Source organism: Finegoldia sp. BIOML-A1 (assembly GCF_009678325.1).
GTDB lineage: Bacteria > Bacillota > Clostridia > Tissierellales > Peptoniphilaceae > Finegoldia > Finegoldia magna.
In genome coordinates, this window is sequence record NZ_WKZF01000005.1 from 151,716 (window position 1) to 164,652 (window position 12,937).

The following is a 12,937-nucleotide window of genomic DNA, read 5'->3' on the forward strand; positions in this document are numbered from 1 at the left end:
CATTTATCAAACTTTTCAAACACCACCACTATTATAATAACAAATACAAACACAAAGGAGGAGAAATCCTCCTTTTTTGTTCAAAAAATATATGCAATTGGAGGATAAAAATGGACGTATTTTTAATTAACGAAAAAATAGAAAATTTATCTCAAAATCTAAAAGAAATAAAGGAGTCTCTTTGACTTAGACAATTTAAGAAAAAAATTAGATGAATTGCAACAAGAAACATTGAAACAGGGCTTTTGGGATGACAGCGACAAAGCACAAGCAATCTTCGACGAATTGAATTCCATAAAAGCTGATGTCGAAAAATACGATGAAATCGAAGAAAAAATCGAAGAAGTCAAGATGATGCTCGAAATTAGCAAGGAAGACAATACAGAAGAATACGAAAAAGAAATCTCCAAGACACTCAAAAGTTTGGAAGAAAAAGTCGACGAATTCAAAATCAAAACGCTCTTGGTGGGAGAATACGACAAAAATAATGCGATTATGTCCATTCACGCAGGTGCAGGTGGGACTGAAGCACAAGATTGGGCGGAAATGTTACTGAGAATGTACACGAGGTGGATTGCGGACAAGAAATATTCCTATAAAATCACCGACTACAACCAAGATACAGAAGGTGGCATCAAATCAGTATCGTTAATCGTACAAGGAATTAACGCCTATGGTTTTTTGAAAAGCGAAAAAGGAGTACACAGACTTGTCAGGATTTCTCCGTTTGACCAACAAAAACGTCGCCACACATCATTCGCATCAGTGGACGTCTTCCCAGAAATCAAAGACAGTCACAACATCCAAATAGACGACAAAGATTTGAAAGTGGACACTTACAGAGCATCAGGTGCCGGTGGACAACACGTCAACATGACAGACTCTGCAGTTAGAATCACACACATTCCAACAGGAGTCACAGTCCAATGTCAAACAGAAAGATCGCAAATCGCCAACAGAAAATACGCCATGGATATGCTTATCGCCAAGCTTATCATGATAAAAGAAGAAGAAAAGCGTGAAAAAATCGAAGACATCCAAGGCAAATACAACCAAATAGCGTGGGGCTCCCAAATCAGATCCTACGTCTTCCAACCATACACATTGGTAAAAGATCACAGAACAAACTTTGAAAGCTCACAAGTGCAAGATGTGCTTGACGGTGATTTGGATAAATTCATAAATGCGTATTTGAGCCACAATTAAATTTACAATAAAATAACACAAATATAGTACAATATAGAAAAGGAGGGGATAGAATGGAATATGTAATCTACAATAAAAACACGCCGGTGTTTTCGTTTGAAATGATTCACAACAAAATTATAAAAATCATAGAAATATACAATCCAAAATACAGACCGGTGCAAGTTAAATACAATAACAAGAAAAATATAATCGAAAAAAGTAGCTTTGAACATTTTCTAAAAGGTAGAAGAATTCCAGATACTAGACAGGACAAGGACATTATTTTGAAAAACATTCAAGGCAAATCGCTTTACGAACTTAGCTTGGCGTATTTCGGACTATCTCTTTCGGATCAATATTGGATAAAAGAAAAAAACGACAGCGTAGAATGGAAAGACATCAACTTTTTCCAAAATGATTTCTCACAAGATATGGGGCTTTTTATGTTTGGTAAATCCGACAGTTCTTTTTCACTAAAAACTCCGAACAACACATCAGATGGTTGGCTAAAAAAAGCATGGATGCTAAATGAAGGTAAGAGAATTCTCGTTAAAGGATCTTCGAAACCATTCTATCAAGAAGCTTTCAACGAAAAAATAGCGTATGAAATCTCAAAAATTCTTGGAATTAATCATATAAAATACGAGATTAAAAAAATCGGAGATAAATATTGTTCGGTGTGTGAGAATTTCATCGATGAAAACACGGAGCTTGTCCCAGTTAATGCGATTGTCCAAAACACTCAAAAACCTAACCACATATCTATGTATGATTTTGTGATAGAAGAATTACAAAAACTTGGGATATCTGATGCAAAAGCCAAAATCGATGACATGCTATTTCTTGATTATATAATTTTCAACGAAGACAGACATTTTAATAATTTTGGATTCATAAGAGATGTTGAAACGCTTGAAGTTAGAGGAATGGCTCCGATTTATGATTCGGGAACAAGCTTATTCTACAACACACTTGATACTGCGATAAATTCTTACAATCCTGATGTGAAGCCGTTCTACACTGACAGAAAAAAACAGTTTGAGCTAATCAAAGAAAAAATCGACAAAAAAATCGATGCGAATAAAATTTACGAAATAATCGTAGACGTACTTTCAGAAAGTGATTATCTCGAAGAATTTGCACCTGATAGGAAAAAAATCATCGCAGACAGAGTAGCAAAATCTATATAATTAATGCATAAAATTTGTGGTTTTTGATTTCATATTGGGTATATAAGTCTTGAGGTGTAATTAAATGAAAAATATAGTATTAGAAAATTTTAGAGAATTGTCGAATGTTCCTCGTTGTTCATTTGACCAAAAAAGAATTAACGAATACTTAGTAAATAAAGCAAAACAATTGGGTCTAGAATACGATGTTGACGATGAATTAAACATCGTAATCAGAAAGCCTGCAACAGAAGATAAAAAAGGTCATCCAGGAGTTATTTTGCAAGGTCACATGGACATGGTCTGCGAAAAAGAAGATGATAGCGATCATGATTTTACAAAAGATCCGATAGAATTTATCGAAAAAGATGGCAAGTTAACTGCCAACAAAACAACACTTGGAGCTGACAATGGAATAGCAATCGCAATGGGATTTGCTATTTTGCAAGATGAAAACTTGTCACATCCTGATTTGGAATTGATGATTACGACAAACGAAGAAGTTGGACTTATCGGTGCGAATGCCGTAAGCGAAGATTTCTTAAAAGGCAAATACCTTATCAACGTTGACAGCGAAGAAGAAGGAATCATGACTTGTGGTTGCGCTGGTGGAAACACTTTGAATTCTGAATTTGCAATCAAACGTGAAGATTTTGGAAAATATTTCTACAGGATAGCAATCAATGGTTTCAGAGGTGGTCACAGTGGTCAAGATATCAACAAAAATCACCTTAACGCCATCGAATCTACAGTTAAAATCCTAAAAGAATTGTCGACACGTCACAATTTGAGAATTGTATCATTAAATGGTGGTACAAAACACAACGCAATCCCAAGAAATTGTGAACTTATAATTGCAAGTGAAGATGAAATCAAAGACGACGAAATAAACGTCGATGGTTTCAAACAAGTCGAAGAAAAGATGGAATTTAAGTTTGAACAAGTAGATGAAAAAACTCCAATGGACGAACAATCTACTGAACACATCTTGAATTTTCTAACTACAATTCCAAACGGAGTTGTGGACATGGTAAAAGGAAACGCCGATTTGGTGGAAACTTCTCTTAACCAATCAATCGCAAAAACAGAAGAAGACAAATTCGTGTTTATGGTATCAATCAGATCCTCAGTTTTGGATAAGATAAAAGAAGTTGAAGATTTGATTACAAATACAACAAAATCAAACAATGGAATAGTTAAATCTGAAGGATTCTACGAACCTCGGGAATACCGAGAAGATAGCGAACTAAGAGACAAATGTTTGAAAGTTTATAAGGAAGTCACAGGAAAAGATATGCAAGTGAATGTTATTCACGCAGGTCTTGAATGTGCAGTATTTTCAAAGAAATATCCGGACATGGACATGATTTCCATCGGTCCAGATATGACGGGAGTTCACACACCAAAAGAAACTTTGGATTTGGAATCTACAGCTAGGGTGTACGAATTCTTGAAGAAATTAGTAGAATCATTATAAAATGGAGGATAAAAATGAGTGACGAAAGAAATTTAGAAAACGAAGAATTAAACGAAGAAATGTATGATGAAGAAGAGTTAGATACAATCGTACTAACATTAGAAGATGGCGGCGAAATCGAATGTGGAATCCTTGGAGTATTCGAAGTTGAAGGCTACGACAGTGATTACATCGCACTTGTATCTGAAGATGACAACGAAATTATGATTTACAAATACGAAGAAATCAACGAAGAAGAAGCTAACTTAGATGTTATCGAAGACGATGCTGAATACGAAAAAGCAAAAGAAACATTTGAATCTCTTTTCGTAGATTTCGAAGGAGAAGATGAAGAATAATTTTAAGGCTGTTATGATTGATCTGGACGGAACTCTTCTGACAGATGATAAAAAAATTACTGATTTCAGTAATCAAATTTTACAAAAACTTTATGACAACGGCATAAAGATTATTATTGCGACAGGAAGAGGTCTATCCAGAGCTAAGCAATTAACCGAAAAATTAGATTTTGACAAAATAATCCTTGCAAATAATGGAGCTATTATTCACAGTAGCTCCAATATTGCAACGGATGAGGATTTGAAGTTGGAATCCAAAGTGGTGGATGAGCTTAGCACTCTATCAGAGGAGTATGGGATAAGACCATATTTTTTTGTGGAAAACAAATGCGCACTTCTCATCCAAGATGAAGATGATAAGAAGAATTTTGAGGATAGCGTTGGGGATATTGGTGAAATCATGACAGTGTCTGAGAGGAATTTGCCGATAGATGATTGTGTAAGCATGATTATGATAGCAAGAAAAGACCGTATTTACGATATTGTTGATCATATCAAGCCCAATCCTAACGTGACATATCACATTCACACGAAATATTTTTCCAAAAACATTAGAATGCTCGAAGTGCAAAACGTTAACACAGACAAATACAAAAGGGCAATTCATGTGCTTAAACATTTTGGAATAACAAGTGATGAAGTGGTTGCTATTGGCGATGCGCACAACGATTTGGAAATGGTTGTGAACAGTGGACTTGGAGTTGCGATGAAAAACTCCGACGATATTTTGAAACAAAACGCAGACATAATAACACAATACACAAACGAAGAAGACGGACTGGCGAAATTTTTAGAAGAACTATTTGAGTTGAGGGATTATGAATAATTTAAAAGAATTTTTGAATGAAGAATATTATGACAAATACAAGGGCAAAAACTTGGTAGTATACATTTATCCAAAAGATAACACAAGTGGATGCACAATAGAAGCGGACGGATTTTCCGAAATTTACGACGAATTTCAAAAGCTTAACACAGAAGTTGTGGGAATCAGTAAGGACACAGAAAAAACACACGAAAATTTCAGAAAAAAACAAGGACTAAAACAAGAATTAATATCCGACCCAGAAAGAATATTCTTGAACAATTTTGGTTGCGTTTACAAGGGCAAAATGTTCGGCAAAGAAGTTACCAAAACAGAAAGAAGCACGTTTGTATTTGACAAGGATATGAACTTGGTCAAAGAATTCAGAAAAGTAAAACCAGACGAAAATCCACAAGAAGTGTTGGATTTCGTACGAGACAACCTAAATGACTGATAGATATAACATTTACAGCAAATATCTAAAAGAACATTACGGAGAAAAAGTCTACAAACTTCCCATAAAACTGGATTTGACTTGTCCCAACAGAGATGGAAGGTTGGGGCATGGTGGTTGCATTTATTGTCACGAAGAAGGTGGAAGCTTCGAAAACAAAGAAAAACACCTTTCAATTCGTGAGCAATTGGAAAAAGACAAACAAACCATCGAAAACAAATACAACGCCCACAAATTTATATCGTATTTTCAAAATTACTCCAACACATACATGCCGCTTGAATTGTTCAGACAATACGTCAACGAAGCAGTTGTAGAAAATGTAGTTGCGGTCAGCGTATCCACAAGACCGGATTGCATAGCACGTGAGCATTTGGAAATATTGAAACAACTTCAAAACGAAAAAAACGTCGACATTATTATAGAGCTTGGACTTCAAACATCCAACAATAAAACTTTGAAGATAATCAACAGACAACACACAGTCGCGGATTTCATTCGTGCTTGTTTGATGATAAAAGAATACGGATTTAGAATTTGCACACACGTGATATTGGCACTTCCTTGGGATGACATGGACGATGTCAGGGAAACTGCGAAGCTTTTGTCGGTATTAAAAATCGACGAATGCAAAATCCATTCACTGTACATTCCCAAACACACAGTACTTGCGAAGTGGTACGAAGAAGGAAAAGTGAAACTCAAATCACTGGACGATTACGTGAATGAAGTTTGTGAATTTTTGAAATATTTGGATAAGGATATCCTCATTCAACGCCTAGTCGGCAGAATGCCCGAAGAGACTTCCGTGTTTTGCAACTGGAATACAAGTCACTGGAAAATACAAGATATGATAATTGAAAAAATGGAACGAGAAAATATTTTCCAAGGTGATAATTTTAGTAAAAGAATGGGTATAATAATATAAAGTAAATTAAACTTTTTAAAATGGTTTAAGAAAGGATGATAATAATGGTTAAATTTGTAGTAGGTCCTAAAGGTAGCGGAAAAACAAAATGGTTGATCGATAAGGCCAACGACGAAAAACAAAACAAAAACGGTAACATAATATTTATAGACTCTGATGACAAGCACATATTCTCGCTTGATCACTCAGTAAGACTTATAGATGCATCGACATTCCACATCTCAAGTCCAGAAAGTTTGTATGGATTTTTGGCAGGAATAATGTCACAAGATTTCGACATCGAAACAATTTACGTAGACGGAATTTACTCAATCGTTGAAATGACAGAACAACAATTAGAAGAATTCCTAGAAAACTTGGAAGTTTTATCAAAAGAAGCTAATGTTAACTTCTTCATAGGAATGAACAAAGAAAAATCAAGCTTACCAGCAAAATACCACGAAGAAACAGTGGAATTGCACGAATAATTCCTTCACGATAGACCCTTTGATAGGGTCTATTTTTTTGGTGAAAAATTGTCGCTGCACGAGGGTAAGGAATAAAAGTCGTAACACGCATCGTCTGGCTTACGTAAATTGTTGTGAATGCAAAGATAGTTTAGATTTATGAAAAAATCGGAAAACTGTTTTGCACGAATATCTGACTTTCGAAAATAAAAAAATCCTCACGCTTGTGCCCCTAAAATCTCAAGTGCGCCTACGGCTTTCACGAGTGAGATTTTTGACGGGTCACTTCGCTTGGATTTTTGGTTATTTTCTCCAGACGATATTCTTAGCAAATGCAGTAATCTGATTTGTTTCACTGACATGCAAAAAAATTTGTCGCTTCACAAACATACAGAATAAAAGTCGTAACACGAATCGTCTGGCTTACGTAAATTGGCAAATTCTAATCTCGAAATTCTAAAATCTCAAACTCGTGCTACGCACTCAGACAATGAGATTTTTTAACGAATTTCTTCGATTGAATTTGACACAATTTTCTCCAGATGACTCGCTTAGTTACGAGCTTTTATTAGAGTGCTAGTATTGGTTTTTAAAAAAGAACAAAAATCTGATTTTGTTTAACAGTAGAGAAAAAACAGGAAAAGAGGTTGAAATATTAAGGATATATTGTATTACTTAAAATCATATAGTATAATAAAAATATCAATATAAATAGTTATATGCAAAACTACTTTTGACAAACCAAAATTTGCATACATTTTAACAAAAAATTCAAATTGTTTTGTGCAGAAAACGAGGAGTATTTCGGTAGGAATATTTCTGTTGGAGATAATACGAGTAGATAGTGTGAATGGAATGGCAAGAAATTGCTTGGAAACGGATTTGAAATGTATTTGAAAAGTTGAAGGGAGGCGACAAATTCCACCCGTTGAGGGAAGTTTCCATTGTCATATTAATATGAAATTTAATAAAAAAATATTGGTAGCAGTGCTTGCGGGAACTTTAGTTCTTGGCAGTGGAGTTAGCACTTATGCTACAGCGGACAATACAAATAATGCGAAAATGCTACAAGAAAAAGTTTCTGTTGAAGTTTTAAATGAAATATTGAGTAATGTTGATAAAATTATAGAAAAATTAGAAAAAAATCCTGAGTTAAAAAAACAAGGAAAAATTTCTGAAGTAGAAAAATTAAAGATAGAAGTAAAAAAAGAAAGAGCGGTCTTTGATATACCAACAGGTTTAAATACTGAATACGCAATAGGAATGTTGAGACGTTTTGATGAAGCAATTGAAAAAATCAAACAATTAAAGCCTCAATCCGAATTTGATACTAAAGAAAAAGCAGAAGAAGCAGCCAAGAAAGACTTGGAAACAGAATTAGTAAAAAATGCATTTGACGTGGAAGAAAAAGATGGCAAATGGCACTACACATTAAAATTTAAGGAAATCAAACCAGAAAAATCAAACAATTCAGATAAAAAAGAAAAAACAGAAGAAAAGACTGCCGAAGAAAAGAAACAAGCAGAAAATGAAAAGAAAGTAGATGGATTGAAAAATTCAGCAGAAAAACAAAAAGAAGAAGAAAATAAGAAGGCTGAAGAAGAAGCAAAAAAAGCCGAAGAAGAAAAGAAGAAAGCTGAAGAAGAAAAGAAAAAGGCCGAGGAAGCAAAAAAAGCTGAGGAAGAAAAGAAATATGAAGAGATGAAAGCTGAAGCTAAGAAAAAAGCCGAAGAATTCAAGAAAAACGCAGAAAAGAAAAAAGTAACTCTTGTTAGAAAATCAGAAAAAGTTAATACAACTACCTCAGACAACAAAGTTAGTCGACCAGTGAAAACTACTACAGATAAGAAAAAACTACCAAAATCTGGTATTGAAACAGAAGTATTAACACTGGCCACAGCATCATTAGCAGGTGTTCTTGGTGTGTATGCTTCACTTAAAAAACGCAAATAAAATTTAATTTTAAAAAAGTAAAATGGGGTCTATTGATCCCATTTTTTATTTGGAAAGTAAAATACTTGATCGCATGAACACATGGACGAGAGGATAAGTCGCAACACAAAGATAATGAATAAAAGTCTCACCACGCAGAGTCTCACTTACGTAAATTGAATGCCGAAATTGTTTCAGACGTAGGTAAATCAGAAAACTGTTTTGCACGAATATCTGCTTACGAAAATAAAAAAATCCTCACGCTTGTGACCCTAAAATCTCAAGTGCGCCTACGGCTTTCACGAGTGAGATTTTTGACGGGTCACTTCGCTTGGATTTTTAGTTATTTTATCCAGACGATATTCTTAGCAAAAGCAGTAATCTGATTTGTTTCACTGACAAGGAAAAGGCAATCTGTCGCTATACAAACATACGGAATAAAAGTCGTGACACGCATCGTCTGGCTTACGTAAATTGACAAATTCTAACCTCGAAATTCTAAAATCTCAAACTCGTGCTACGCACTCAGACAATGAGATTTTTTAACGAATTTCTTCGATTGAATTTGACACAATTTACTCCAGATGACTCGCTTAGTTACGATCTTTTATTAGAGTGCTACAATTGATTCTAGAAAAACGAAGTAATCTGATTTATTTCACTGACAAGGGAAAGGCACCATGCACCATCTACTCCCTAAATGCATAATTTTTCACAAAATACTTGACAAAAAATAGTGGGAAGGGTTAGAATGAAATCGTAATCATAAATATTCAGGAGGAGACGATGATGATTGAGTTAATCATTAAATACTTGATAATAATTGTACTTGTTTTTTGTCATGAAATGGGACATATTTTAATGTGTATTATTTTCTTTAAATGTAAAGATTGGAAAATAGATATGGGACTTGGTAAGGTTTTATTTGAAACTAAAAGACTTATTATAAGACCTATAATTGTTGTTGGGAAGATACTCCCACAGTTAGATGGGGAATATTATAATAGCAAGAGCAAATTACAAAAAATAATGATTCCATTAGGTGGACCATTATTTAATTTAATAGTACTGATTGTTACAATTCCATTATTAATAAGTGAAGGGAAAATGATAGCTGGATATTCACATCTTTTTCAAGAATCAATAAAGTTTTTGTTGCGATTCAATATGGCACAACTTTTCTGGACTTTGTTGCCAATTTATTATAAAAGAGATGTTCCTAGCGACGGAAGAAGAATAATTGAAATAATTAAGAACTAATTTATAATTGTATAATTAACATAATCGAGGTTAAAATGTTTAATACACTAATGATAGTCGTAATATCTTATTTTGTTTATCAAATTTCTCAACTCTTACATGAGATGGGACATGCTATTGCTTATCGCTTAGCTTATCAATCAAAGAAATGGAGAATTGAAATCGGAAGAGGCAAACAAATATTGAAAACCAAAAGGTTTAAAATACATTTAATTCCCGCCGATGGAGCATGCTACTTAGATGATGATTATGAAGAATGGTATTACAAGAAAAATTTGATCGTGTTTTTGGCGGGGCCACTTGTTAATGTTATTTTATTTGTAAGTATGATTCCATTTATCTATGATATTAATCATTCAACTGATGTGAGTGGTTTTTACCGTAACATCGTATTTATCACATTTTATATTAATTTCTGGAAGGCTTTGATTAGTTTGTTACCAAAAGAATATGAAAATATGAAAGTAAATCAAACTGACGGATTGAAACTTCTTAATATTATAAAAGCGATGAAAAACTCACGAAAATCAAACAACAACTAACTAAAAATCCCTTGCCACACGACAAGGGATTGATTATTATAATTTACTTCTATCATTATCTGAGTTCATCAACAATTGATAAACTTGGATTTCTCCGATTAACTTCAATTCTTCAAAGCCACGGCGGCGAAGTTCGTCACGTTCGTGTTCGTTTTCGTAATTTGCATCTGTTTTGAAATAATTTTCCAAAATCTCTGACACTTTTTCCTTATTATTTGCGTTTTTAAGTACTTCTTCTCTAATATACATATAACATACCTCCTACACTTGTTGTTATCTTACATATAATTATACCCCAAAAACGCACAAATCTACCTTATAATATTAATTCCATCTTCCACGACGTATTTCAAATCACAATTACTCAACAATCCATTCATCCAAGCACGACGGAATTCATCGTAAACTTCAGAAGGCTCGCCGTAGATGTAATACTGTTCATGCACATCAATTCTCTTAAGCCAACGGAACTCTCCGTTATCTGATTCCACTGGCAAATTAGCCATATCACAAGGCATCCCATCCAAGAATTTATCGGACATAAATTGAAAAGCATCAGAAGCATCACCCGAAAAATCCTCTTTCGCACCAAAATCATAGGCGATTTTAAGAACATCTTCAAGCTTATCTTCCTTTTTAAGTTCACTCAAAACCTTCGCCAAATTATCCTCGACGATTCCAACTCTCACCTGCAACCATCCGTGAATATTGTCCGTGTCAATCAAATCCTCCAACGCTCCACGTTCAATATTTTTCAAATCGACATTTTCATCCAACAACTCACTCATCTTGCGTGTAATCTCATCAACGTAATTTATCTTATCGAACATTATATAATGAATTTTTCCTAAAAATCTTGACATATTATCCCTCCATTTTTTGATTATATTATACTAATAAGAAGTGAAGGTTTCTGTAACCGTTGTTACAAAATCTATTAAAATTGATAATAAATCTCCAAACAACCATCAATTTAAATATCATGAAAATAAATATATGAAAACAGGTTTTATTCATTGTACTATTTAAAATTATATAGTATAATAAACTTAAGAAGAATAGTTAATATATAATTAAGATTAACGAATAAAGCATTCAAATTTTCTTATGGAAGCAACTTTTTTACCACAATTATAACTACTTATAAAAGTAGCTACAATACATAAGGCAGGCTATGAACTAGCCAAGCCTATCCTCGAAAAATTAGTGTGATAAACACAAGCGAGGACACTTTTTCGTGAATAGTTCATGATATATTTTAGGAAATTGTTTGCTCACAGTAATTGAGAGATGATTTCTAGGGAGGAATGGCAAGAAATTGCTTGGAAACGAATTTGATTTAAATAGCATTCAATTGCAAAAATTTTAAAAGGAGGAGACAAATTCCACCCTTATTGGGGAAGTTTCCATTGTCATGATATTATGAAACTTAGTAAAAAATTATTGATGGCTGCACTTGCAGGTGCAATCGTAGTTGGTGGCGGAGTAAACACTTATGCAGCAGAAAAACCTGCGGATAATGTTCAAGTCGATGAAAAAAACACACCTGATGTTATTACAAAGGTTGAAATCAGAGAAATTGAAGCACCTATTAAATATCAAGCATCTGACAAATTAAAATTAGGTGAAATTGGTAAAAAACCTTTAAAAAAACCTGTTAATGGTAAAGTTAAAGTAACTATTACTACTAAGATTATTGATGGAAAAGAAGTTAAAGAAGAAAAAGAAGAAGTTCTTGTTAAAGAACAAGCTGGTATTTTTGAAGTAGGAAATAAAGAAGTCAAAGAAGAAATAACTAAATTCAAAACAATCGAAAAGAAAGATGATACTTTAGCAAAAGGTGTTAGAAAAATTAAAGTTAAAGGAAAAGACGGAAAAGTTATAAACACTGTGACTTATGATGTTGACCCTGTAACTGGTAAACTTAATAATATTAAAACTAATGTTGAAGTTAAAGATAAAGTTGTTGATGAAGTAATTTTGGTTGGTACTAATGAAAAACTAGCAAAACAACAAAATAAAAAAGCCACTAAAACTCCAAAGAAAAAAGCAAAAGTTACATTACCAAAAGCTGGTAGCGAAGCTGAAATCATAACACTATCAGTAGCAGCATTATCAACAGCAGCAGGTGCATTCGTTTCACTTAAAAAACGTAAATAGCTTTTCCTTAACCGAATAAGAAATTAATTTAAAGAGAAAATGGGATCAATATTGGTCCCATTTTTAAATACCAATCTTGTTAGATAAGTTGATTTGCAGACTATACTAACTGATGATAAGATAAATATTGTTACATGATATAATTAAATGCATCAGAGAAATGAACTGACCCCCAAAAGTTAGACCAAAAAACTAACTAAAGGAGGTCAGTTTTTTAATGGCAAAATATAGAACAGAA

At 33.6% G+C, this 12,937-nt stretch carries 14 protein-coding genes; 12 read left to right on the forward strand and 2 right to left on the reverse strand.

Annotated elements, in window-relative coordinates; all coding sequences use genetic code 11:
- Positions 1-110: 110 nt before the first annotated feature.
- The 11 genes from prfB to GKG00_RS06270 all read left to right on the forward strand — a co-directional run bounded on the left by prfB (position 111) and on the right by GKG00_RS06270 (position 10,539).
- Positions 111-1,206 (forward strand): peptide chain release factor 2 gene (gene prfB, locus GKG00_RS06220; RefSeq protein WP_194164429.1). Its coding sequence is split into 2 segments (ribosomal slippage): positions 111-182 and positions 184-1,206, totalling 1,095 coding nucleotides; the frame shifts between segments, so codons are not numbered across the junction.
- Positions 1,207-1,259: 53 nt separating this feature from the next.
- Positions 1,260-2,378: a HipA domain-containing protein gene (locus GKG00_RS06225; protein ID WP_154254762.1), complete on the forward strand. Its 1,119-nt coding sequence runs from the start codon at positions 1,260-1,262 to the stop codon at positions 2,376-2,378.
- Positions 2,379-2,442: 64 nt separating this feature from the next.
- On the forward strand, positions 2,443-3,834 hold the full coding sequence (pepD, locus tag GKG00_RS06230) for a beta-Ala-His dipeptidase (RefSeq protein WP_154254763.1): 1,392 nt from the start codon (positions 2,443-2,445) through the stop codon (positions 3,832-3,834).
- Between the two features lie 14 nt (positions 3,835-3,848).
- Positions 3,849-4,172 carry a DUF1292 domain-containing protein gene (locus GKG00_RS06235; RefSeq protein ID WP_002836077.1) on the forward strand — a complete coding sequence of 108 codons (324 nt, stop codon included), beginning with the start codon at positions 3,849-3,851 and terminating at the stop codon, positions 4,170-4,172.
- A complete protein-coding gene (locus GKG00_RS06240; protein WP_154254764.1) occupies positions 4,162-4,998 on the forward strand; it encodes a Cof-type HAD-IIB family hydrolase in 837 nt (278 codons plus the stop codon). The genes GKG00_RS06235 and GKG00_RS06240 overlap by 11 nt, the downstream gene beginning before the upstream one ends.
- A complete protein-coding gene (locus tag GKG00_RS06245; RefSeq protein WP_094207729.1) occupies positions 4,991-5,431 on the forward strand; it encodes a peroxiredoxin in 441 nt (146 codons plus the stop codon). Before GKG00_RS06240 ends, GKG00_RS06245 begins: the two co-directional genes overlap by 8 nt.
- On the forward strand, positions 5,424-6,359 hold the full coding sequence (locus GKG00_RS06250; protein ID WP_154254765.1) for a TIGR01212 family radical SAM protein: 936 nt from the start codon (positions 5,424-5,426) through the stop codon (positions 6,357-6,359). Before GKG00_RS06245 ends, GKG00_RS06250 begins: the two co-directional genes overlap by 8 nt.
- Before the next feature lie 44 nt (positions 6,360-6,403).
- Complete coding sequence (locus GKG00_RS06255; protein ID WP_094206380.1) at positions 6,404-6,826, forward strand: ATP-binding protein; 423 nt, start codon at positions 6,404-6,406, stop codon at positions 6,824-6,826.
- A 936-nt stretch (positions 6,827-7,762) separates the two neighbouring features.
- A complete protein-coding gene (locus GKG00_RS06260; protein WP_154254766.1) occupies positions 7,763-8,758 on the forward strand; it encodes a DUF5633 domain-containing protein in 996 nt (331 codons plus the stop codon).
- A 765-nt stretch (positions 8,759-9,523) separates the two neighbouring features.
- Positions 9,524-9,997, forward strand: a complete 474-nt coding sequence (locus GKG00_RS06265) for a site-2 protease family protein (RefSeq protein ID WP_002840771.1) — start codon at positions 9,524-9,526, stop codon at positions 9,995-9,997.
- Positions 9,998-10,032: 35 nt separating this feature from the next.
- Positions 10,033-10,539 carry a M50 family metallopeptidase gene (locus tag GKG00_RS06270; RefSeq protein WP_154254767.1) on the forward strand — a complete coding sequence of 169 codons (507 nt, stop codon included), beginning with the start codon at positions 10,033-10,035 and terminating at the stop codon, positions 10,537-10,539.
- A gap of 36 nt (positions 10,540-10,575) precedes the next feature.
- On the opposite strand, the gene GKG00_RS06275 is transcribed toward GKG00_RS06270, so the two are convergent.
- Together GKG00_RS06275 and GKG00_RS06280 are read right to left on the reverse strand one after the other, a co-directional pair.
- Complete coding sequence (locus tag GKG00_RS06275; RefSeq protein ID WP_154254768.1) at positions 10,576-10,788, reverse strand: hypothetical protein; 213 nt, start codon at positions 10,786-10,788, stop codon at positions 10,576-10,578.
- A gap of 62 nt (positions 10,789-10,850) precedes the next feature.
- Positions 10,851-11,402, reverse strand: coding sequence for a hypothetical protein (locus tag GKG00_RS06280; protein WP_154254769.1), 552 nt, complete (start codon positions 11,400-11,402; stop codon positions 10,851-10,853).
- A 559-nt stretch (positions 11,403-11,961) separates the two neighbouring features.
- Here GKG00_RS06280 and GKG00_RS06285 point away from each other — a divergent pair.
- The gene (locus GKG00_RS06285; RefSeq protein WP_110058695.1) at positions 11,962-12,699 is read left to right on the forward strand and encodes an LPXTG cell wall anchor domain-containing protein; all 738 of its coding nucleotides are present in this window, start codon (positions 11,962-11,964) and stop codon (positions 12,697-12,699) included.
- Positions 12,700-12,937: the final 238 nt, after the last annotated feature.